This window comes from Actinobacillus arthritidis (assembly GCF_029774155.1).
Classification (GTDB): domain Bacteria; phylum Pseudomonadota; class Gammaproteobacteria; order Enterobacterales; family Pasteurellaceae; genus Actinobacillus; species Actinobacillus arthritidis.
This window is the reverse complement of the sequence record NZ_CP103833.1, coordinates 504,382-525,600: the sequence shown is the minus strand read 5'-3', so window position 1 is coordinate 525,600 and position 21,219 is coordinate 504,382. Positions and strand designations below refer to the sequence as shown.

At 38.0% G+C, this 21,219-nt stretch carries 17 protein-coding genes, 2 tRNA genes, 1 other RNA gene and 4 pseudogenes; 15 read left to right on the top strand and 9 right to left on the bottom strand.

The genetic code is table 11. From position 1 onward, the window contains the following. The first annotated feature begins 12 nt into the window (after positions 1 to 12). The 3 genes from NYR89_RS02595 (at position 13) to NYR89_RS02585 (ending at position 2,350) form a co-directional block, all read left to right on the top strand. Positions 13 to 717: a 3-deoxy-D-manno-octulosonic acid kinase gene (locus tag NYR89_RS02595; RefSeq protein ID WP_279446214.1), complete on the top strand. Its 705-nt coding sequence runs from the start codon at positions 13 to 15 to the stop codon at positions 715 to 717. A 192-nt stretch (positions 718 to 909) separates the two neighbouring features. After that, positions 910 to 1,872: a tRNA 5-methoxyuridine(34)/uridine 5-oxyacetic acid(34) synthase CmoB gene (gene cmoB / locus NYR89_RS02590; RefSeq protein WP_279446213.1), complete on the top strand. Its 963-nt coding sequence runs from the start codon at positions 910 to 912 to the stop codon at positions 1,870 to 1,872. A 142-nt stretch (positions 1,873 to 2,014) separates the two neighbouring features. Next, on the top strand, positions 2,015 to 2,350 hold the full coding sequence (locus NYR89_RS02585) for a hypothetical protein (protein WP_279446212.1): 336 nt from the start codon (positions 2,015 to 2,017) through the stop codon (positions 2,348 to 2,350). 76 nt (positions 2,351 to 2,426) lie between these two features. Here the strand turns inward: NYR89_RS02585 and mltA are convergent, their stop codons facing one another. Continuing rightward, positions 2,427 to 3,524: a murein transglycosylase A gene (gene mltA / locus NYR89_RS02580; protein WP_279446211.1), complete on the bottom strand. Its 1,098-nt coding sequence runs from the start codon at positions 3,522 to 3,524 to the stop codon at positions 2,427 to 2,429. 213 nt (positions 3,525 to 3,737) lie between these two features. Here mltA and NYR89_RS02575 point away from each other — a divergent pair. The 5 genes from NYR89_RS02575 to NYR89_RS02555 all read left to right on the top strand — a co-directional run bounded on the left by NYR89_RS02575 (position 3,738) and on the right by NYR89_RS02555 (position 7,561). After that, positions 3,738 to 3,814 (top strand) — tRNA-Met (locus NYR89_RS02575). Positions 3,815 to 3,942: 128 nt separating this feature from the next. Continuing rightward, entirely contained in the window at positions 3,943 to 5,406 is a 1,464-nt protein-coding gene (xseA, locus tag NYR89_RS02570; RefSeq protein ID WP_279446210.1) for an exodeoxyribonuclease VII large subunit, read from the top strand. A gap of 244 nt (positions 5,407 to 5,650) precedes the next feature. Then, positions 5,651 to 5,736 (top strand) — tRNA-Leu (locus NYR89_RS02565). Between the two features lie 193 nt (positions 5,737 to 5,929). Next, positions 5,930 to 6,943 (top strand): HTH-type transcriptional repressor PurR, encoded by a 1,014-nt coding sequence (gene purR / locus NYR89_RS02560; RefSeq protein WP_279446209.1) that lies wholly within the window; start codon positions 5,930 to 5,932, stop codon positions 6,941 to 6,943. Positions 6,944 to 6,961: 18 nt separating this feature from the next. Continuing rightward, entirely contained in the window at positions 6,962 to 7,561 is a 600-nt protein-coding gene (locus NYR89_RS02555) for a DedA family protein (protein WP_279446208.1), read from the top strand. A gap of 145 nt (positions 7,562 to 7,706) precedes the next feature. On the opposite strand, the gene pckA is transcribed toward NYR89_RS02555, so the two are convergent. Then, on the bottom strand, positions 7,707 to 9,317 hold the full coding sequence (gene pckA / locus NYR89_RS02550; RefSeq protein WP_279446207.1) for a phosphoenolpyruvate carboxykinase (ATP): 1,611 nt from the start codon (positions 9,315 to 9,317) through the stop codon (positions 7,707 to 7,709). A 253-nt stretch (positions 9,318 to 9,570) separates the two neighbouring features. On the opposite strand from pckA, the gene ftsB reads away from it, so the two are divergent. The 4 genes from ftsB (at position 9,571) to ffs (ending at position 11,249) form a co-directional block, all read left to right on the top strand. Continuing rightward, complete coding sequence (gene ftsB, locus NYR89_RS02545; protein WP_279446206.1) at positions 9,571 to 9,846, top strand: cell division protein FtsB; 276 nt, start codon at positions 9,571 to 9,573, stop codon at positions 9,844 to 9,846. 19 nt (positions 9,847 to 9,865) lie between these two features. Then, the gene (gene ispD / locus NYR89_RS02540; RefSeq protein WP_279446205.1) at positions 9,866 to 10,552 is read left to right on the top strand and encodes a 2-C-methyl-D-erythritol 4-phosphate cytidylyltransferase; all 687 of its coding nucleotides are present in this window, start codon (positions 9,866 to 9,868) and stop codon (positions 10,550 to 10,552) included. Then, positions 10,549 to 11,025, top strand: coding sequence for a 2-C-methyl-D-erythritol 2,4-cyclodiphosphate synthase (gene ispF / locus NYR89_RS02535; protein WP_279446204.1), 477 nt, complete (start codon positions 10,549 to 10,551; stop codon positions 11,023 to 11,025). Before ispD ends, ispF begins: the two co-directional genes overlap by 4 nt. A 126-nt stretch (positions 11,026 to 11,151) precedes the next feature. Further along, positions 11,152 to 11,249, top strand: an RNA gene (gene ffs, locus NYR89_RS02530) — signal recognition particle sRNA small type. A gap of 149 nt (positions 11,250 to 11,398) precedes the next feature. Here ffs and NYR89_RS02525 read toward each other — a convergent pair. Together NYR89_RS02525 and NYR89_RS02520 are read right to left on the bottom strand one after the other, a co-directional pair. Next, a pseudogene (locus NYR89_RS02525) lies at positions 11,399 to 13,337 on the bottom strand (LTA synthase family protein). 70 nt (positions 13,338 to 13,407) lie between these two features. After that, positions 13,408 to 14,196 carry an MOSC domain-containing protein gene (locus NYR89_RS02520; protein ID WP_279446203.1) on the bottom strand — a complete coding sequence of 263 codons (789 nt, stop codon included), beginning with the start codon at positions 14,194 to 14,196 and terminating at the stop codon, positions 13,408 to 13,410. 145 nt (positions 14,197 to 14,341) lie between these two features. Between NYR89_RS02520 and xseB the strand changes: the two genes are divergently transcribed. Next, entirely contained in the window at positions 14,342 to 14,566 is a 225-nt protein-coding gene (gene xseB / locus NYR89_RS02515) for an exodeoxyribonuclease VII small subunit (RefSeq protein WP_279446202.1), read from the top strand. Between the two features lie 8 nt (positions 14,567 to 14,574). Then, positions 14,575 to 15,468, top strand: a complete 894-nt coding sequence (gene ispA, locus NYR89_RS02510; RefSeq protein WP_279446201.1) for a (2E,6E)-farnesyl diphosphate synthase — start codon at positions 14,575 to 14,577, stop codon at positions 15,466 to 15,468. 51 nt (positions 15,469 to 15,519) lie between these two features. On the opposite strand, the pseudogene NYR89_RS02505 reads toward ispA, so the two are convergent. Further along, a pseudogene (locus NYR89_RS02505) lies at positions 15,520 to 16,211 on the bottom strand (SanA/YdcF family protein). Between the two features lie 258 nt (positions 16,212 to 16,469). On the opposite strand from NYR89_RS02505, the gene metX reads away from it, so the two are divergent. Further along, positions 16,470 to 17,540, top strand: coding sequence for a homoserine O-acetyltransferase MetX (metX, locus tag NYR89_RS02500; RefSeq protein ID WP_279446200.1), 1,071 nt, complete (start codon positions 16,470 to 16,472; stop codon positions 17,538 to 17,540). Positions 17,541 to 17,606: 66 nt separating this feature from the next. Here metX and NYR89_RS02495 read toward each other — a convergent pair whose 3' ends face one another. The 4 genes and pseudogenes from NYR89_RS02495 to metN all read right to left on the bottom strand — a co-directional run bounded on the left by NYR89_RS02495 (position 17,607) and on the right by metN (position 21,084). Then, positions 17,607 to 18,425: a MetQ/NlpA family ABC transporter substrate-binding protein gene (locus NYR89_RS02495; RefSeq protein WP_279446199.1), complete on the bottom strand. Its 819-nt coding sequence runs from the start codon at positions 18,423 to 18,425 to the stop codon at positions 17,607 to 17,609. Positions 18,426 to 18,537: 112 nt separating this feature from the next. Beyond that, a complete protein-coding gene (locus NYR89_RS02490) occupies positions 18,538 to 19,356 on the bottom strand; it encodes a MetQ/NlpA family lipoprotein (protein ID WP_279446198.1) in 819 nt (272 codons plus the stop codon). 26 nt (positions 19,357 to 19,382) lie between these two features. Then, a pseudogene (locus NYR89_RS02485) lies at positions 19,383 to 20,059 on the bottom strand (methionine ABC transporter permease). Beyond that, positions 20,049 to 21,084: pseudogene (metN, locus tag NYR89_RS02480) on the bottom strand (methionine ABC transporter ATP-binding protein MetN). The pseudogenes NYR89_RS02485 and metN overlap by 11 nt, the downstream one beginning before the upstream one ends. Positions 21,085 to 21,219 lie beyond the last annotated feature (135 nt).

The window sequence follows — 21,219 nt, the reverse complement described above, 5'->3', positions numbered from 1 at the left end:
CCAATAAATCATATGACTTTTTACCATTTTAATACTCATCTTGTGCCACATTCACAAATAGAAACTTTAAAAACGCTACTTAATTGCAAATATTTTGCCGATTCAGACCGCTTGTTGGGTTCATCCAAAGGCAGAGGCATTACTTGGTTTCTAAACACACAAGCCGAACTGGGTGTAAATGTGGTGCTTCGTCATTACTATCGAGGTGGGCTGTTCGGTAAAATCGTCAAAGATCAGTATCTATTTAATGGGTTGGAAAACACCCGAGCGTTTCAAGAATTTTCCTTATTGGAAAAATTGCACGAATGGCATTTACCCGTCCCCCGCCCTGTTGCATTAAAAGTAGAAAAAAACTGTTGTTGGTATCGTGCTGACATCATGCTGGAAAAAATTGAAGGAACGCAAGATTTGAGTAAATATCTCCAAACTCACACGCTTTCTGACACGCAATATCAGCAAATCGGTAAACTGATTCGCCAATTACACGATCATCAAGTACATCATTCGGATTTGAATATCCATAATATTTTGCTTGAGCCAACAAGCGGTCAATTTTTCTTAATTGATTTCGATAAATGTGGTATTTCACAAACTAATGATTGGAAATCGGAAAACTTAGCCCGTTTGCTACGCTCCTTTAAAAAAGAGCAAATACGCTTAAATATTCGATTTAGTGAACAAAATTGGCAAGCATTATTAAGCGGATATCAAAAGTAAAATACTAAAAGAGGATGTATGAACATTCCTCTTTTACACAATTACAAATGTTTGAACTTAACTTTATATAACTTAGAACCAAGTAATCCAATCCATCTCAAATTTACTATCTAAATCAAGCGGTTAAATTTTTAGATTTTTTTGCAAATTTTGCTAGAATGTCAGCTTTATTTTTACTGACAAAAAATTGCTATGATTGACTTTCGTCCTTTTTATCAACAAATCGCTACAACGAATCTTTCTGCTTGGCTGGAAACCTTGCCTTTACAATTAAAACAATGGGAAAAAACTACGCACGGTGATTATGCCAAATGGGCAAAAATTATCGATTTTATGCCAAATTCGACCGCTTATATTAATTTGAAAGATAAGGTGGAATCTATTCCGCACGCACCGCTTTCCGTTGGTAAAACCAAACAGCTTACGCATCATTTAAAACAGCTGATGCCTTGGCGTAAAGGCCCTTATCATTTGCATGGCATCCATATTGATACCGAATGGCGTTCTGATTTTAAATGGGATCGTGTCCTTCCGCACCTTGCTCCGCTGAAAGACCGTACTATTTTAGATGTCGGTTGTGGTAGCGGTTACCATATGTGGCGTATGGTCGGAGAAGGGGCAAAAATGGTCGTTGGGATTGATCCAACCGAATTATTTCTTTGCCAATTTGAAGTGGTTCGTAAATTACTCGGCAATGACCGCCGTGCGAATTTAATCCCACTTGGGATTGAGCAAATGCAAGCATTAGTCGCTTTTGATACGGTGTTCTCAATGGGTGTGCTTTATCACCGTAAATCGCCGTTAGATCATCTTTCGCGACTTAAAGCACAACTGGTGAAAGGCGGTGAATTGGTATTAGAAACGCTAGTGATTGATGGCGATGTAAATACTTGTCTTGTGCCAGCTGATCGTTATGCAAAGATGAAAAACGTTTATTTTATTCCGTCAATAGATTGCCTGATTAACTGGCTGGAAAAAGTTGGTTTCAAAAATGTGCGTTGTGTTGATCAAGCCGTTACCACACTTGAAGAACAACGTAAAACGGACTGGTTAGAAAATGAAAGTTTGGTCGATTTCCTCGATCCAAATGATCATAGTAAAACGATTGAAGGCTATCCTGCACCGAAACGTGCGGTAATTTTAGCCAACGCCTAAATTAAAATCCCCTGTGAAGCTCCAAATTATTGGAGCTTTATCTTTTGAACTAAATCAAATTCGATCTCATTTACCCCATTTGTTGTATATCCCCCTATTTCCGTCAGTTTTAGAATTTACAAAAACGAATGGAGTACAAATTATGTCAAACCCTTTTACTGTCGCTTGGAGCCGTAAACAACAAGTTATGTGCCTAGGTCATTGGATTATTCATTATAATGGTAGAGAACTTGCTCTACCCAAAGCACGTCAAGATAAAGATATGGGTACCAAAGGGATTTATAACTATATAGATCCGGATGATGAGCTTTACTTAGAAGGCTTGGATGAAGACGATTGGATTGTGGAAAATATTGAATGGTTAAGTGATTGGTTTATCGAACAAGATGTGCCATTAGAAGAAGAAATTATTCGCTATTTTTATCAAGCGGTAAATAAAGAGGATTGGCGTTGCGGTTCTTGCGGTGGTTGTATCTAAAAAATAAGCGGTCTGTTTTGCTATGTTATTTACAACAAACTTGGCAAACCAAACCGCTTATTACTTATGTCGAAAATTAATTTAATACCCAAACACGTCCGTAGTGCTTCATTAAGCCGGCTTTATGACCTGCCTCATCACCGATACCTTGGTATAAGTCAAAGTGATGACCTTTTACCGCACCGCCAACATCTAATGCTACCATTAAACGTAATTCGTGTTTACCTGTCCAGTTACCGGCACGATCGATTAATGGCGTTTCAACCAATAACACGCCGCCTGACGGCACAAGACTTTTATCTGAAGCAACTGACGCTAATGCGACTAACGGTACGCCTGCCGAACCTTTTACTTGACCAGTCGGATCATTTTTAAAGAAAACATAAGACGGGTTACGTTCTAATAACCCTTGTACACGATTTGGATTACGCTCTCCCCATTCACGAATCGCTTGAATAGACATCTTCTCTTTTGGAATTTCACCGTCTTCAACTAACAAACGACCAACACTCGCATATTTAAAGCCATTTTGACCGGCATACGCAAAATAATTTAAACGACCGTCACCAAAATCCACATAACCGCTCCCCTGCACGCCAAGTAAGAAGTTATCTAACATTGAATCGCTGTAAGCCAGTTCTAAACCTTTACCTTCTAATGCACCGTCATAAATTTGTGAACGGGTAAAACGTTTCTGACTTGGCATCGCATAAATCGGATGCTGATATTGACCTTGTGGTGTACGTCGTGCGTGAATAACCGGAGAATAATAACCGGTCATTAACACATTTTGGAAACCGTCTTCGCCACGCATTTGTAGTGCATGAATATTGTAACGAGCTAAATCTGATACCTTACCACCTGAAGCAATCCAAGATGACACTTTACCGTAAGTACCTGCATAACGCCCAGTAATACCATCAGCATACGCACGTACATTATTTAATTGTTTTAAAAAGTCTTGGAAATTAACAATAGAGCCATTTGCCGCTACTGTCGGAGTGCTGACAAAATTATGCGAAATATATTGACGACCTTTATACACCGCACCAAACTTAGCATGTTCGGCTTGATAATCACTCTGCCCTTTGTTGACTTTATCTGAAGAACAACTTGCAACTAAAAGTGCAACCGCTGTGACTTTTGCCCACGTTTTATATGCTTTCCAATTCATAAAAGACCTTAAGTAATGATTGATTAAAGATTGATAGAAAAGAGACTAGCGTATCAAAATTCAGATTAAAACGATACTAAATTTTTATCCTTTACATAGCCTTAATTTGTGATACTTTATACTATTTCTGTTTCAAATTCAGTCAAATAAACTCATTTCCAGAAATTATGCTTGCAATGCGGCTAAAACCGAGTATTATACACCACATACAGACGCGGGGTGGAGCGACTTGGTAGCTCGTCGGGCTCATAACCCGAAGGTCGTCGGTTCAAATCCGGCCCCCGCAACCAGAATTCCTAGCCCTCGATAATATCGAGGGCTTTTTCGTATCTGCAAAAAATAAATGAAAATTTACCGCTTGCACCTTATCTTCTTTTACCAGTAAACTTTCCCAAAAAAACTCGGCAACTTTCTAGATATGAACAATATTCTTACTATCACGCAACTTAACTATTCAGTACGCAATTTACTTGAAATGGAATTAGGCCAAGTTTGGCTAACCGGTGAAATTTCCAATTTTAGCCAACCTGTTTCAGGACATTGGTATCTTACGCTTAAAGACGAAAATGCCCAAGTGCGTGGTGCAATGTTTAGAATGAAAAACCAACGCGTCACTTTTCGCCCACAAAATGGCATGCAAGTACTGGTACGTGCCAGCGTCAGTTTATATGAGCCACGTGGTGACTATCAGATCATTATTGAAAGTATGCAACCTGCTGGTGACGGTTTGTTACAACAGCAATTTGAACAATTAAAAATGAAACTAGCCGCCGAAGGACTTTTTGCACAAGAAAAGAAAAAAGCCATTCCGCCTTTTGCTAAGCGAGTCGGTATTATTACCTCTTCAAGCGGTGCGGCATTACAAGATATTCTAAATATTCTGAAACGCCGTGATCCGAGCTTAGCTATTATTATTTATCCGACGCTAGTACAAGGTAAAGAAGCGATACAAGATATTGTAAATACGATTGATTTAGCCAATCGTCGCCGAGAATGTGATGTATTAATTGTTGGACGAGGCGGTGGATCACTGGAGGATTTATGGTGTTTTAATGAAGAAGCTGTCGCTCACGCCATTTTCCGTTCAGATATTCCGATTATTAGTGCGGTAGGACACGAAACCGATGTGACGATTGCCGATTTTGTCGCAGATCTAAGAGCTCCAACCCCTTCTGCCGCAGCGGAATTGGTTAGCCGAGATCAACAAGAGTTAATTCGTCAGTTACAACATCAATTTGACAAATTAAGTCTCGCTTTTGACCGCTTGTGGACAGATAAACAAACGCAATTCGAACATTTAAAATTACGTTTAAATGCACAGCATCCTGCTCGCCAAATACAAATGCGACAACAACGATTAGCTCAATTTAGTTATCGTTTAGACAGTGCGATACATAAAACTTATTTGACCGAAAAGCAAAAACTCGAACAATTGTTACTACGCTTAACTAATCAACACCCACAGCGTCAGTTACAGCAACAACAAATACAATTAAAGCAGATAAAATATCGTTTGACTCAAGCGATAGAACAAACGTTAATCCGAAAACAACACCAGTGGAAACATATTACTGAGCAAGTAAAACGTAATCCATTACCGCACTATGTAGAAAAGAAAAATCAGCAATATGCACAATTAGCTCAACAGCTTCAGTTTGCGATTGAAAAGAAATTAACGAAAGAACAACAAAAATTCCAAGAGCTTTGTACGAAAATAGACGGCTTAAGCCCACTGAAAATTCTAGCAAGAGGCTATTCTGTCACACAGACTGCTCAGGGAGAAATTTTGTGTTCCACAAATAATCTTGAAATTGGCACTCAAATCACGACTAGACTTTCACAAGGAAAAATAGTGAGTGAGATCATTGAATTGAGTGATTAAAATACAACCGAATTTAACCAAACTCATTTTTCTTTTGATAAATCAAAATGTTACCGACTTTTAAGCAATGTTGTTCACGAAGTTATCCACAGATTATGTGAATAACTTCGTCTTTATACTAAAAATTAATGTTGATTTTTACGCCAAATAATACTCGCTTGCTTTTTATTCCTTGCGTAAGCGGTCTAATTCTCCTATAATTCTCTCCATACTCAGTTCTGAGAAATTCACTAAATTCATCCTTGCCTGGGTGGCGAAATTGGTAGACGCGACGGATTCAAAATCCGCCGTTGAATAAACGTGTCGGTTCGAGTCCGACCCTAGGCACCATCTTATTTTTCCATTTATTATTTTGTTAATAAAATCTTCCTAAGATTACAAATTAAATTACGTTATATATCTATCGATATCTTAATCTATAATACCTATTTATTTTAAAATATTTATTAAAATAAATTCCCCTTTTAGTGCGTAATTTTGGCTATAATAACGATTTATTTTTATATCAAAAGAGAACAAAATTATGGCTACAATTAAAGACGTTGCTAAACTCGCCGGCGTATCAACCACCACCGTTTCACATGTCATTAATAAAACTCGTTTTGTAGCAGAAGACACCACTAAATCCGTTTGGGATGCCATACAACAATTAAATTACTCTCCTAGTGCTGTAGCTCGTAGCTTAAAAGTGAATACAACAAAATCAATCGGTATGATTATCACAACAAGTGAAGCACCTTATTTTGCCGAGATTGTATTAGCTGTTGAAGAACATTGTTATCAGCAAGGTTATTCCCTTTTCTTATGTAATACGCAAAATGAACCGGAAAAAATTCAAAACCATTTAGATATGTTAATTAAAAAGCGTGTTGATGGTGTTTTAGTTATGTGCTCCGAATACACACGAGATTCATTAGAACTATTTAACGGTACCAATATTCCTATGGTCGTAATGGATTGGGGAAAAACCGACGAACATAGTGATCGTATTTTAGATAATAGCTACGAAGGTGGTTATTTAGCTACTCGTCATTTGATAGAGAATGGGCATAAGAAAATCGGTGTTATTGCAGGCCATTTAAACAAAACTACCGCTAAAGAACGTTTTGAAGGTTTCTTAAAAGCAATGGAAGAAGCAAATTTACCTGTACATGACGAATGGATTTTTGAAGGCGATTTTGAACCGGAAAGTGGCTTTGAACAAGTCAATAATCTTTTACGTTTAGAAAAATTACCTACTGCAATTTTCTGTTTTAGTGATACGATTGCACTCGGTGCGATTTCCGCATTAAGTGAAAGAGGATTATATGTACCGCAAGATATTTCTATCATAGGATATGATAATATTCACTCATCACGTTTCTATTCGCCACCATTAACCACTGTTCATCAATCTAAATCTCGTTTAGGTGTAACGGCATTGAATTTATTATTGGAACGTATTAAAACGGATAAAACTCTGTATCAACCACAGACTATTGAGTTTCATCCTGAGCTTGTTTTACGCCGTTCGGTACGTAATTTAAATCAAAAATAGTTATTTTAAGGAGTAAAAATGGAATTTTTAATCAGCTTTTTCAGTAGTTATGGCTACTGGGCTGTATTTTTAGTTTTATTAGCTTGTGGTTTTGGTGTACCAATTCCTGAAGATATTACCCTTGTGTCTGGAGGCGTTATCTCTGGATTAGGTTACACCAATGTGCATTGGATGTTAGTTGTCAGTATGTTGGGCGTACTTATCGGCGATAGTACAATGTACTGGCTAGGTCGTATCTATGGGGAAAAAATCCGTCAATTTCCATTAATTCGTAATATTGTAACGGAAGAACGTTATCAAATGGTACAAGAGCGTTTTGAAAAACAAGGCAACCGTCTATTATTTTTAGCTCGCTTTTTACCGGGATTACGTGCGGTCGTTTATTTAGTATCAGGAATTACACGCCGAGTAAGCTATACTCGCTTTGTGTTGGTGGACTTCTGTGCCGCAATTATTTCTGTACCGATTTGGGTCTATTTAGGTGATTATGGTGCACAAAATCTTGATTGGCTACACGAACAAGTCAAAAATGGGCAACATATTATTTTTGCTGGTTTAGGTGTTATTGCTGTTTATTTGATATGGAAATGGCGTAAATCCAAAAAAGCGAAAGCATAAATTCAACAGAATTTAAAACAACAAAACCCGAAGTTATTTCGGGTTTATTTTTATTTAATGACATTCATAAGAAAATCTAATCAAAAGTCAAAAATAAAGGGCTAATTACTTAGCCCTTTACATCATATATCAACTGGAACTTATATTAGAGTCTTGGACCAGCCTCAACTAATGCTTTACCTTCATCATTAGTTGTATATTTTTCAAAGTTTTTCACAAAGCGACTCGCTAAATCTTCCGCTTTAGCTTGCCATTGAGCTTTATCTGCATAAGTATCACGAGGATCAAGGATTGCTGGATCTACGTTCGGTAATGCTGTTGGTACTGCAACATTAAAGATTGGTAACTCTTTAGTTTCAGCTTTTTCAATTGAACCGTCTAAGATCGCATCAATAATACCGCGGGTATCTTTGATAGAAATACGTTTACCCGTACCGTTCCAACCTGTATTGACTAAGTATGCTTGAGAACCTGTCGCTTCCATACGTTTTACTAGCACTTCAGCATATTTAGTTGGGTGAAGTGATAAGAAAGTCGCACCGAAACACGCTGAGAAAGTCGGTGTTGGTTCAGTAATACCACGCTCTGTACCAGCTAATTTTGCAGTAAAACCTGATAAGAAATAATACTTGGTTTGTTCCGGCGTTAATTTTGATACCGGAGGTAATACACCAAATGCGTCAGCCGTTAAGAAAATTACTTTTTGCGCATGACCTGCTTTTGATACCGGTTCAACGATGTTATCAATATGATAAATCGGGTAAGATACACGAGTATTTTCTGTTTTTGATTTATCATCAAAGTCTACTGAACCGTCTTCACGTACCACTACATTTTCTAATAACGCATCACGACGGATTGCACGGTAAATATCCGGTTCATTTTCTTCTGAAAGATGAATTGTTTTTGCATAGCAACCACCTTCATAGTTAAATACGCCTTCCTCATCCCAACCGTGTTCATCATCACCGATTAATTTACGTTTTGGATCGGTTGAAAGTGTTGTTTTACCTGTACCGGATAAACCAAAGAATACTGCAACATCACCATCTTTACCCACGTTAGCAGAACAGTGCATTGAAGCCACACCTTTAAGTGGTAACCAGTAGTTCATTAAAGAGAATAAGCCTTTTTTCATCTCACCGCCGTACCAAGTACCACCGATAAGTTGGATTTTCTCAGTAAGGTTAAATGCAACGAAGTTTTCAGAATTTAGACCTTGCTCTTTCCAGTTCGGATTAGTTACTTTTGAACCATTCATTACCACAAAATCCGGTGAGAAATTAGCTAATTCTGCTTCACTTGGACGAATAAACATATTTTTTACAAAGTGTGCTTGCCATGCCACTTCAGTAATAATACGTACTGCAACACGGTGGCTAGGACTTGCCCCACAGAAAGCATCAACCACAAATAGACGTTTATTTGAAAGTTCTTGAGTGACGATCTCTTTCAAACTTTGCCAAGTTGCTTGGCTCATTGGTTTATTATCATTTTTTACCGCATCTGATGTCCACCAAACATTATCTTTTGATGTTTCATCATATACAATGTATTTATCTTTCGGAGAACGACCTGTGAAGATACCTGTATCTACTGCTACCGCACCGGAAGTTGTTAGGCGACCTTTTTCAAAGCCTTCTAACTCAGGTTTTAGCTCTTCTTCAAATAATTGCTCATAACTTGGGTTACGTACAATCTCTTTGACGTTAGTAATACCTAATTGTGCTAGTTCTTGTTCAATACGACTTAACATAGAATCACCTCATTTAAATAATAAAAGTTAAAATCTAAAAACTGAGCGTATTCTAACGAATTCTTTATAAAAAAAATGTTAACTACTTCAAATTTTTAGAAAAATTCGGAGGATTTCTCTGATTAATTTTCTTAAAAATGTTGTTTATCGCTCATTTTTCAGGCATTAGAAGGTTATTCTCCAGATTCATTTTTCTTTTTACAAAAAAAAGGTAAAATTAGACCATTTGATTGACATCATTTAGAGAAAACCGATGCGTATACTTATTATCTTTTTTGCCTTTTTAGTTGCTTTTTTTCAATATAGTTTTTGGTTCGGGAAAAACGGTTGGAATGACTACCAAACTGCTCAAACCTCTGTAGAAGCACTAAAAGACCAAAATGCAAAATTGGAAACAAGAAATAATCTTATCCTTGCTGAAATTAATGATTTAAAAAACGGTGTAAATGCACTAGAAGAACGCGCTAGACTAGAACGTGAAATGGTAAAAAGTAACGAAACGTTCTATCGAATCGTCCCCCGTAATTAAAATAAAAGGAACGACACTAATGATGCGTAAAATTATTGCGGTTATTCCAGCATCCGGTGTTGGAAGTCGAATGAATTCGCCCCTACCCAAACAATATTTAAAATTACAAAATAAAACAATTTTAGAACACACGGTTGAAATATTTTTACATCACGTTCAGATTGATAAAATTATTATTGCCGTTTCAAAACAAGATACCTTTTATCCTGAAATTCCTCTTTTAAAACATCCTAAAATACAAATTGTATTTGGTGGTGAAACACGTGCAGACTCCGTTTTTAATGCCTTACAAGTCATTGAAAATGATGCTTGGGTATTAGTCCATGATCTTGCTCGTCCTTGTTTACAGCGGTCCGATTTAGAGAAATTATTACAAGTTGAAGATAGACATGGTGCAATCCTTGCTGTGCCTGCTATCGACACAATGAAAAGAGCGAATGGAAATAAAATCATACATACCGAAGATCGTTCAACGCTTTGGCACGCATTAACGCCGCAATTTTTCCTCTCGATTTACTTAAAGCGAGCACTTATCAATTCCTTTGAAAAAGGTTTAACCATTACCGATGAGGCTTCCGCCATGGAATATTACGGTTATCAGCCTTTATTGATTACCGGCAGAAGCGATAATTTAAAAATTACTCGTCCTGAGGATTTAGCTTTAGCTGAATTTTATTTAACTCATTATTCGGAGAAAAAAGAATGATACGAATTGGACATGGTTTTGACGTACATGCATTTGGTCAAGATCGCCCTCTTATGATTTGTGGTGTAGAAGTACCTTACCATACTGGCTTTATTGCACATAGTGACGGGGATGTTGCTTTACATGCACTTACCGATGCACTATTAGGTGCTGTTGCTTTGGGAGATATTGGGAAGCTCTTCCCCGATACGGATATGCAATACAAAAATGCAGACAGTCGTAAATTATTAATTGAAGCCTATCGCCAAGTACGTCTTCAGGGCTATAAAGTCGGTAATGTCGATGTGACAATTATTGCACAAGCACCTAAAATGCGTCCCTATATTGATCAAATGCGTCAAACTATCGCAGATGATTTACAATGTGATGTAACGCAAGTCAATGTAAAAGCGACAACCACTGAGAAACTCGGTTTTACCGGACGTGGAGAAGGCATTGCTTGTGAAGCCGTTGTACTTTTAGTAAAAGCATAGGGAATATATTTGCTAATATTCTAACCACTTGTACATTTCATTCTAAATAAATTCTTGTTTTAGCATAAAAATTGCTTATAATAGGAATCCTTATGTATTTTTGCAAATACATAATCCAATGGGGCGTTATTGGTTCCTCGCAACGGTGTTCAGCTTACTTAGTCAGGTTCGGAAGAAAGCGACTTGGGTTGAAATTTCTGTGTGCCGAGGGTTGCTGGTAATGCCCCACCCTTTTCTATCCTCCCCAAAATCATTCTTATTTCTCTGTTACATTCTCACTCTATGCAAAATAACAAGCGGTTAAATTCCAATTAAAATTTACCTTATGCAAATTTATTGTAAAATTTAACCGCTTGTTACTGAAGTAAAACTATTATTTTTCTAGCTTCGGTAATTTATATAGCTGTTTATATAAATCGCCGCTGAGCAGCCGCATGCGCTAACGCTTCTTTCTTCATTGCTTCCGGCTGTTCCTGCTCTTTCAAACTGTGATCCGCTTTATTGTAAATAAAACCTTGAATCGGTGTATTTGGACGCATCACCACTACCGATCCATCACCTTTCATCATCGCTTGTGTTGCATCATATTGCATAAAGGCTCGATTCGGATTTACATCTTTAGTTAAATCATAACCCAACATAGGATATTCTCCACTCACACCGGCAAGTGAAAGTAAAGTCGCCGGCATATCAATTTGGCTGACTAAACGGTTATCACGTTTTGCTTCAATGCCCTCACCGATAAATAATGCCGGAATATGGAAATGTTGAATCGGTACCAAATGTTCACCAACCGCACGAGAATCGTGATCGGCAATTACTAAGAAAATCGTATCTTGCCAATAAGCTGATTTTTTAGCTAACTCGAAGAAATGCCCAATCGCAAAATCAGCATATTTAGCCGCATTATTTCGAGTTTGTTTCGGCTGTTCATATAACTCAATTTTACCGTCTGGAAATTCAAACGGATCATGATTACTTGAGCTAAACACTAAGCTGAAAAACGGTTTACCTTCTTTGTGTAACTGAGTGAAAGTTTCATTCGCTTTATCAAACAGATCTTCGTCACTCATACCCCAAGTCGCTTTAAATTTCGGATTTTTATAATCTTTTTCATCAATAATGCGGGTAAAGCCGTTACCATAGAAAAAGCTCGCCATATTGTCGAAATGTTTTTCTCCGCCATAGATAAAGCTAGTGTCATAGCCTTGACGGCGTAACAGCTCGGCAATGCTAAAGAAATTAGTCTGGCTCTTAGTTAATTTTACCACCGCACGTGCCGGTGTCGGCGTAAATCCGGTAGTAACCGCTTCAATACCCCGCACGGAGCGAGTTCCGGTGGCATATAAATTCTCAAATAACCAACCTTCTTTTGCCAAACTGTCAAAATTTGGGGTAAGCGGTTTGCCACCAAGCGTTCCGACAAACTGCGCACCTAAGCTTTCTTCTAAAATAATCACGATATTTTTCGGCTTGCCTTGATAGGTCGCTTGGTTATAAGTTAAAGTCGGAATTTCCGTTGAAATATATTCAGCATCCGTTCTGCCTCTCGCCTGTTTAATCAAAGTAAACATTTCTTCTACGGACATCTTGCCGTATTGCTCAGAAGATTTATCTTCATCTTTTAATTGTTGTATCGCATACAACACAGAATAACCTGAGTTTAACACTAATGAGTTAATTAACGGATCACTAGAAAATGCCACCATTGCTGGGTTTATACCACGATGAGCGAAAGATGAACGTCCACCGATAAATACTAACGTGGCAACCAATAAAGCGATTAATGGACGGAATTTCCAATTCGGAAAACGAAGATTGTTAGTCGCCCAACCAGACAATTTCCAATACACCACTAACGAAATCAATGCTAATAATGAGCTAATAATAACCGTGGTTAAATGCCCATTAATCAGCATAGTAAACACTTCTTTTGGGTGTACTAAATATTCGATAAACAGTCGGTTGGGACGTAAATCGAAGGTTTCAATAAAGTTTGGCGTCGTCGCTTCCATAAACAGAATAAAGACTGAACCGGCGGTGAGCCAGATACGTAAAATGATACGCCATACATTACCTAATATATTGTTATTTAAGAAAAGTGCGGTAAATAGTGCCGGTACACCAAATAACCAACAAAGGGCGGAAATATCAATGCGAATACCTTGTAAGAAAAGCGGTAACCAACCATCAACGGCGGAAACGCGATCAGCTTGCCACAAGCCGAGCCCGAGGCGAGATAAAGACAGTATGAGTAGATTGATCCCAACAAAAAACAGTATTGGGAACAACACAGAACGACGTTGTTCCATAATTTCTCCTTTTAAATTTAAAATAAAGCACGAACTGATAATCAGCTGTACAAATAGTATCGAATGATTATTAAGATTTTATTAAGACTTGATCGCCTAAGCGAATTACGCCGCTATTTTGAGGCACTAAATGAATACCAAAAACCGGCTTACCTTTTTCATTGGTATGCATTTGTTTAAGTATTCGGAAAGGCTCAACGTTCGGGTCGAGTTCAAGTGTGGTTAAATCACGGGTAATCATTATACAACGGGTGCATAACGCTGACTTCGTGAATATGACCTCACCGATTTGTACTTGTTCCCACTGTTCTTCTTCAAAAGCAATATTTCCATCGATCACAATATTCGGACGAAAACGTTCCATCGAAATCTCAACCGGCGACCACTGCTTAACTTGTTCAAGTGATGTTTCCGACATCAGTGAAACTGGATTGCTATCGGCAAAACTTAACGGATGTTGAGCAAAGTTTGCCACTTCACGTTGGCTTTTTCTTCCTAACCAACGTAATTGCACTGCTCGCCCGAAAATGTCACTTAACCATTGATTTACTTCGGCTGTTGCCACAAGCGAATCGAAATGTGTTCCCCATACTTCGCTAGTTTGCACGCGTTGGAAATCTTGGTAAAGTACCACACATTTTTGAGCGCTTGTATGGCAAATGACGACTCCCGTCGCAATTGGAAACACAGACAAGTTGTATAACTCCGCATCTTTACGGGCAGTTATAAATTTACCGTCGGCTTCGGTAATCATAAATTCTCGATCAAAGTTTAGCCCTTTAGGCTCGACAAAGGCTTGTTCGACACGATAAGTCGCCGTTGATTTAATCGGATAAAGGTTAAGTTGTGTCACTTTCATTAGTAAAAATTCCTGTAAATTTACCGCTTGTATAAATACGTTCGCACCATACCTAAAAGCGGTTAAAAAGTAAAAGGAATTTGCAAATAAAGAAGGGAGGCGATAAACTTATCGCATTTATCGCCCTAAATTAGGTAATTGAAATATGGCTAAAAAACCCACCCAAGATTTTGAATCAACTCTTAAGGAATTAGAAGCAATTGTCAGCCACTTAGAAACGGGCGAATTGCCTTTAGAAGAAGCACTCAATGAATTTGAAGTCGCGGTGAAACTTGTCCAACAAGGACAAGAGCGCTTACAAAAAGTGGAGCAACGCATTCAAATTTTACTCAATAAAAACGACCAATCTGAACTTTCCGATTACGAATAAAAATAACAATGAGCTACTCTCTTTCAACTGATCTTAGCGTTATTCAACAACGCATCAATCATTTTTTAAGTACCCAATTAAAAACATATCAAGCCTATGACTCCGCTTTGATTGATGCAATGTCTTACGCCGTATTGTTGGGTGGAAAACGTGTTCGTCCATTCCTGATTTATGCCACCGGCAGAACGCTCGGTGTATCGCTTGAACAGCTTGATCACAGTGCCGCCGCAATGGAAGCGATCCACGCTTATTCATTAGTACATGATGATTTACCGGCAATGGATGACGATAAACTTCGCCGAGGTAAACCAACCTGTCATATTGCTTTTGATGAAGCAACCGCTATTCTTGCCGGCGATGCGTTACAAAGTTTTGCTTTTGAACTGATCGCCCAAGACGAATCATTAACCGATTCGCAAAAAGTCCGCCAAATTCAAGCACTTGCTCAAGCCGCTGGTGCAAGAGGCATGTGTTTAGGGCAAAGCCTCGATTTGCTTGCTGAAGATAAAGCGGTCAATTTAGCTGAATTAGAATTAATTCATCGTAATAAAACCGGTGCATTAATTATTGCTTCCGTATTGATGGGCTTTAATTTATCCGCTCATTCGCAAAATTTAGCCGTAAAACAACCGCTTGAACGCTATGCACAAGCAATTGGATTAGCGTTCCAAGTGCAAGATGATATTTTAGATGTCATTGGTGAAACCGATAAAATTGGTAAAACGGTAGGTTCAGACGAAAACTTGCATAAAAGCACTTATCCAAAACTACTGGGGTTAGAAGGTGCAAAACAAAAAGCACAAGAATTATACCAAATCGCATTAGATTCACTTGAACAATTACCATTTGATACTACCGCACTACAAGAGCTTGTCGCTTTTATCGTAAAACGTGAAAGCTAAACATTTTGCTAGGATTTGTAGACAAAAAATGCAACCTAATTAGGTTGCATTTTATTTTGATTTTACATCTTCAAAAGTTTCCGGTTTTGTCCAAATTAGGAAATCCCAAATCATACCAATTCTAGCCAAAAGCTCTCTCAATCTTACTTTGATATGTCCTTCCGGATATTTAGCGACAAAACAAACCGCATTAATATTATGATATTTAGCAATAAATAATGCTCTTTCACAGTGAAATTGTTGAGAAACGATCACAAAAGGTTCTATTCTATAGACTTTGGTCGCTCTCACAACCGAATCTAAAGTTCTATATCCAGCAAAGTCCTGTTGAACAATCGCTTTCGGTACGCCCATCTGGTATAGATCATTAGACATTACTTTAGGCTCATTATAATAGGGCGTTTTATTATCACCGCTGACTAAGAGTTGTGATACTTTTCCTTTATTAATTAAATCAACCGCGCATCTAAACGATATTTATAATAGAGATTTGGTATACCTTTTGTATAAAACTTTGCCGTACCGAGTACCATTGCATATTTATGCTTTGGTAGCTTATTAATATCCGTATAAATACGATCTTTCACATACCAACCGGTAGCACAATCAATCACGACCAATAAAAACCCAATGATAAATATACTCCAACCGAATAATAAGCTAGTACGGAAACAGAACGCTACGCACCTCTTCCATAGAGGTGTTATGTATACCGCGGTTTCTGTCGTTTGCATAAGTTCCATATTATTCCGTATGATAAAGCTGTCGTATATAGACTATACATTTGAGTAAATGTTCAACTTAACTAGCATAACTGAGCCAATGAAAATTGCAAGCCTAACTTAACAACTAGAACTCTAGACGTTTAGACGGCTAAAATTTCTTGACAAAGACTCTCTAGGCGATTACTTTATACATATTTTTAGGCGTTTAGACGTCTATACGCATAAAAAGATAAAGCGGTTTATTTTTTATAAAATTTTGCAAATCTAGGACAAACGATGGCATATAGTATGACTCTTTTTAAAGAACAACCTCTGACACTTGCACTTGGAGGTGAGATTTCTCCCATTGAAGTGGCTTACCAAACTTACGGTACACTAAATGAGGATAAGAGCAATGTCGTACTTATTTGTCATGCCCTAACCGGTGATGCGGAACCTTATAAAAATTCACCGGAGCAAGGTTGGTGGCAAGATTTTATAGGGGAAGGATTAGCATTTGATACAAACCGTTATTTTTTTATTTGTTCAAATGTACTCGGTGGCTGTAAAGGAACAACAGGCCCATCTTCCATCTCGCCTAGCACTGGTAAGCCATATGGCAGTCAATTCCCAGTCATTACTGTACAAGATATTGTTCAAGTACAAAAAGCCTTACTTGATACATTAGATATTTCTCATTTACATGCCGTAGTCGGTGGTTCTTTCGGAGGAATGCAAGCAACCCAATGGGGCATTAGTTATCCTGATTTTGTCGATAATATCGTTAATCTTTGTTCTTCACTAACATTTAGTGCTGAAGCCATCGGATTCAACCACGTTATGCGTCAAGCAATTATTAATGACCCACATTTTAATCATGGTGATTATTATGACGGAACACCGCCGGATAATGGCTTAAAAATAGCACGAATGTTAGGGATGCTCACTTACCGAACAGATGTACAACTAGCGCGAGCATTTGGAAGAGAAATGAAGCAACAAAGTGAGATTTGGGGAGATTATTTCCAAGTTGAATCCTATTTAAGTTATCAAGGTATGAAATTTCTCGATCGTTTTGATGCTAACAGCTATTTACGTTTATTAAGAGCATTAGATCTATATGATCCTGCACTTGGCTATGCAAATGAACAAGAAGCCTTACAGCGTATTAAAGCGAATTATACCTTAGTGGCGGTAACTAGCGATCAATTATTCAAGCAAATTGACGTACAAAAAAGTAAACAACGATTAGAAACCGCAGGTGTAAAAGTGGATTACTATGAATTTCACTCTAATTTCGGACACGATGCCTTTCTGGTTGACTATGATTTCTTTGAGCCGATGATTAAAAAAGGGTTACGAAGTTAGTCTGTATTGAACTGACGCAAAAAATAAACCACGAACGCAAATTCGTGGTTTATTTTTATCAATCGATTACCAGCCTTTTACAATACCGCCTGGGAAGTGTTTAAGTGCTTCTTGATACACTTCTTCGGTTTGGAAGGCTTTAACAAAGTCTTTAATTGCTGGATTGTCTTTGTTGTCTTCACGAGAAACGATCAAATTCACATACGGAGAATCTTTCGCTTCCACAATCACACCGTCTTTTTCCGGTGTTAAACCTGCTTGACCTGCATAGTTATTATTAATGATGGCAAGATCTACATCATCTAATGCACGTGTTAATAATGCCGTATCCACTTGCGTGATTTTCACTTTTTTCGGATTTTCAACAATGTCGATTTCAGTTGCATAAAGATTTGTCGGATCTTTTAATTTAATCACGCCGTTGGCTTGTAATAACAGTAATGAACGACCTACTGTACTTAGTTCATTTGAGATCGCAATTTTTGCACCTTCTTTTAAGTCACCAATTGCTTTTAACGTTTTTGAATAACCGGCAATAGGGAACACAAACGTATTCGCTTGTGCAACAAATTTATAGCCTTTCTCTTTCATTTCACGCTCAAAGAATGGTACTGACTGGAAAGCATTCACATCTAAATCACCATGGCTTAATGCGTAATTCGGTTGAGTATATTCACTAAATTCAACCAACTTCACATCTAAGTTATATTTTTCTTTAGCAATACGTCTTGCTACTTCATTAACTTGTGCTTCAGGCCCTTGCATCACACCAACCGTTAATGTTCTTGCTTCTACTTTTGTAGTATCTGTCGCTTTCTCTTCTTTACAACCGGTTAATGCCAAAGCTGAAACAACGGCTAAACCAAATAATTTCTTAATATTCATAGGATAAACCTCTCAATTTAGATAAAAAGAAGCGGTAAAATTCTCTGCTACTTTTGCAAAATTTTAGATAAATTTTACCGCTTGTTTAACAATTTTCGGAATCAGTTAATGATTACCAACCTTTCACGACACCGTCTTTAAAGTGTTTTTGTGCTTCGCCAAACACTTCTTCAGTTTGGAACGATTTCACAAAGTTTTTCACTGCTTCGCTATCTTTGTTATCTTTACGTGCCACAATGATATTTACATACGGAGAATCTTTATCTTCTACAAAAATACCATCATTCGCACTTAAACCGACCTGACCTGCGTAAGTATTGTTTACCACCGCTAAATCCACATCATCTAATGCTTTTGCCGCTACCGAAGTATCCACTTCTTTGATATTTAATTTTTTCGGATTTTCAACAATATCTAACGTCGTTGAGAATAAATTTGTGTTGTCTTTTAATTTGATTAAACCTTGTTTCTCTAAAAGAATTAATGCACGAGCAAGGTTTGAAGGGTCATTAGGTACTGCAACCACTGCACCTTCTGCTAACTCTGATACGTTTTTAATTTTTTTAGAATAACCTGCAAGAGGGAATACGAAAGTATTACCAACAATTTCAAGGTTAGTTAAGCCTTTTGATTGGCTATCTTTATCTAAATACGGTTTGTGTTGGAAAGCGTTTGCGTCTAAATCGCCTTTACTTACCGCCGTATTTGGTAACGCATAGTCATTGAATAATACGAATTCCACTTCTAAACCGTATTTTTGTTTCGCCACTTGTGCCGCTTTTTCCGCCACAGTATGTTCCGGGCCAGACATCACGCCAACTTTAATTTTTGAAGTGGCTTGTGCCGCTGCATCCGCTTTCTTCTCTTCGTTACAGCCGGTTAATGCTAAAGCAGACACTAACGCCACGCCTAATACTTTCTTGAAATTCATAGGAAAACTCCTTTTTAATGTTGTGTTTAACGATGATCGTAACGTTTTGCAAGGTTATCGCCGATTTTTTGGCTGACCATTACAATCGCTACAATAATAATTGTTGAGATCCATTTTACATAGACCATGTTACGGTGTTCACCGTAACTGATGGCAAGGTTACCCAAACCACCACCGCCAACTGCACCCGCCATTGCTGAGTAGCCAATTAAAGCCACTAAGGTTAACGTGATACCGTTGATTAAAATCGGAAGTGATTCCGGTAAATAGAATTTACGAACCACCTGCCAATTGGTTGCTCCCATTGATTTAGCCGCTTCGGTTAAACCTGCTGGAATTTCTAATAACGCATTTGAAGTTAAACGCGCAAAAAACGGAATTGCCGAGACACTTAACGGCACAATCGCGCCGTTGTACCTAGCGTTGTCCCTACCAATAAACGGGTAAAAGGTAACAACACCACTAACAAAATAATAAACGGAACAGAACGACCGATATTGATAACAACATCTAATACCTGATGTAAACGCGGGTTTTCTAAAATCTCACCTTTGCCGGTTAAGAATGCTAAGAAGCCGATTGGTAAACCGACTACCACGGCAAGTAGCGTCGCCGCAAAGCCCATATAGAGCGTTTCAAGCGTTGAAGTACCGACTAAGCCCCACATTTGAGGTGTGAGTTCTTGCATAAAACTATCCCACATAACCTAACACCTCCACTTTTACATTATTATCCATTAAATAGAATTTTGCTTCCGCAATCGAATCGTTATTGCCGGTAACTTCCGCAATCACAAAGCCGAATTTGACCCCACCAGCATAATCAATCTGAGACATTAAAATACTGAAATCGATGCCGAATTTTTTCGATGCCATAGAAAGTAACGGTGCATCCACCGAACGACCGGTAAATTCAAATTTAATAATTGGTTTCCCGTTGGGCGTTGGATGTTCAGAAAGCTTGCTCGGTATATTCCGCCGGTAATTCGTAATGGAATGTCGATTGAATAAATTTCTGTGCCAATTCCGTTTTCGGATTAGAGAAAATCTCACTGACCGAACCGGTTTCAATTAATTGACCTTTATCGATCACCGCCACTCGATCACAAATACGTTTCACCACTTCCATTTCATGGGTAATCAATAAAATAGTTAAGCCTAAACGCTTATTAATGTCTTTTAATAATTGTAAAATCGATTGGGTTGTCGCCGGATCTAACGCACTTGTCGCTTCATCACACAATAAAACGTGCGGATCACTTGCTAACGCACGGGCGATTGCCACACGTTGCTTCTGACCGCCGGATAAATTGCTCGGATAAACATCTTTACGTTCGGTTAAGCCGACTAATTCAATCAATTCATTAACTTTTTTCTCAATTTGCTCTTTCGGTGTATTGCTTAACGTTAACGGTAATGCGATATTTTCATATACCGTATGTGACGCCAACAAATTAAAATGCTGGAAAATCATCGCAATATTACGGCGAGCTAAAATTAGTTCTTTTTCCGACATTGCGGTCAAATCCTGCCCGTCCACAATCACACTACCGATCGTTGGACGTTCAAGTAAATTCACACAGCGAATAAGCGTACTTTTGCCCGCACCACTCGCCCCAATAACGCCGTAAATCGTCCCCTTCGGCACCTCAAGGTTTACATTGTCTAAGGCGGTAATCTTTTTACCCTTTACCTCAAACTGTTTGCTGATATTTTTCAGCTGAATCATACCTATATATTCCACACTATAAATTAAAAAGCCAGTTTATTATTTTAGACGTCTAGATTGCTATGTCAATTCACTAAACCAGTTTTTTTATATTAAAAAAGAATAAAAAAGCAATTAATCATTCTAAGAACGAAA

Coding starts and splice junctions, on each gene's coding strand:
- xseB (WP_279446202.1), top strand. CDS start 14,342: ATGGCTAAAAAACCCACCCAAGATTTTGAATCAACTCTTAAGGAATTA.
- NYR89_RS02585 (WP_279446212.1), top strand. CDS start 2,015: ATGTCAAACCCTTTTACTGTCGCTTGGAGCCGTAAACAACAAGTTATG.
- NYR89_RS02555 (WP_279446208.1), top strand. CDS start 6,962: ATGGAATTTTTAATCAGCTTTTTCAGTAGTTATGGCTACTGGGCTGTA.
- NYR89_RS02595 (WP_279446214.1), top strand. CDS start 13: ATGACTTTTTACCATTTTAATACTCATCTTGTGCCACATTCACAAATA.
- cmoB (WP_279446213.1), top strand. CDS start 910: ATGATTGACTTTCGTCCTTTTTATCAACAAATCGCTACAACGAATCTT.
- purR (WP_279446209.1), top strand. CDS start 5,930: ATGGCTACAATTAAAGACGTTGCTAAACTCGCCGGCGTATCAACCACC.
- NYR89_RS02495 (WP_279446199.1), bottom strand. CDS start 18,425: ATGAATATTAAGAAATTATTTGGTTTAGCCGTTGTTTCAGCTTTGGCA.
- mltA (WP_279446211.1), bottom strand. CDS start 3,524: ATGAATTGGAAAGCATATAAAACGTGGGCAAAAGTCACAGCGGTTGCA.
- ispA (WP_279446201.1), top strand. CDS start 14,575: ATGAGCTACTCTCTTTCAACTGATCTTAGCGTTATTCAACAACGCATC.
- NYR89_RS02520 (WP_279446203.1), bottom strand. CDS start 14,196: ATGAAAGTGACACAACTTAACCTTTATCCGATTAAATCAACGGCGACT.
- metX (WP_279446200.1), top strand. CDS start 16,470: ATGGCATATAGTATGACTCTTTTTAAAGAACAACCTCTGACACTTGCA.
- ispF (WP_279446204.1), top strand. CDS start 10,549: ATGATACGAATTGGACATGGTTTTGACGTACATGCATTTGGTCAAGAT.
- pckA (WP_279446207.1), bottom strand. CDS start 9,317: ATGTTAAGTCGTATTGAACAAGAACTAGCACAATTAGGTATTACTAAC.
- ftsB (WP_279446206.1), top strand. CDS start 9,571: ATGCGTATACTTATTATCTTTTTTGCCTTTTTAGTTGCTTTTTTTCAA.
- NYR89_RS02490 (WP_279446198.1), bottom strand. CDS start 19,356: ATGAATTTCAAGAAAGTATTAGGCGTGGCGTTAGTGTCTGCTTTAGCA.
- xseA (WP_279446210.1), top strand. CDS start 3,943: ATGAACAATATTCTTACTATCACGCAACTTAACTATTCAGTACGCAAT.
- ispD (WP_279446205.1), top strand. CDS start 9,866: ATGATGCGTAAAATTATTGCGGTTATTCCAGCATCCGGTGTTGGAAGT.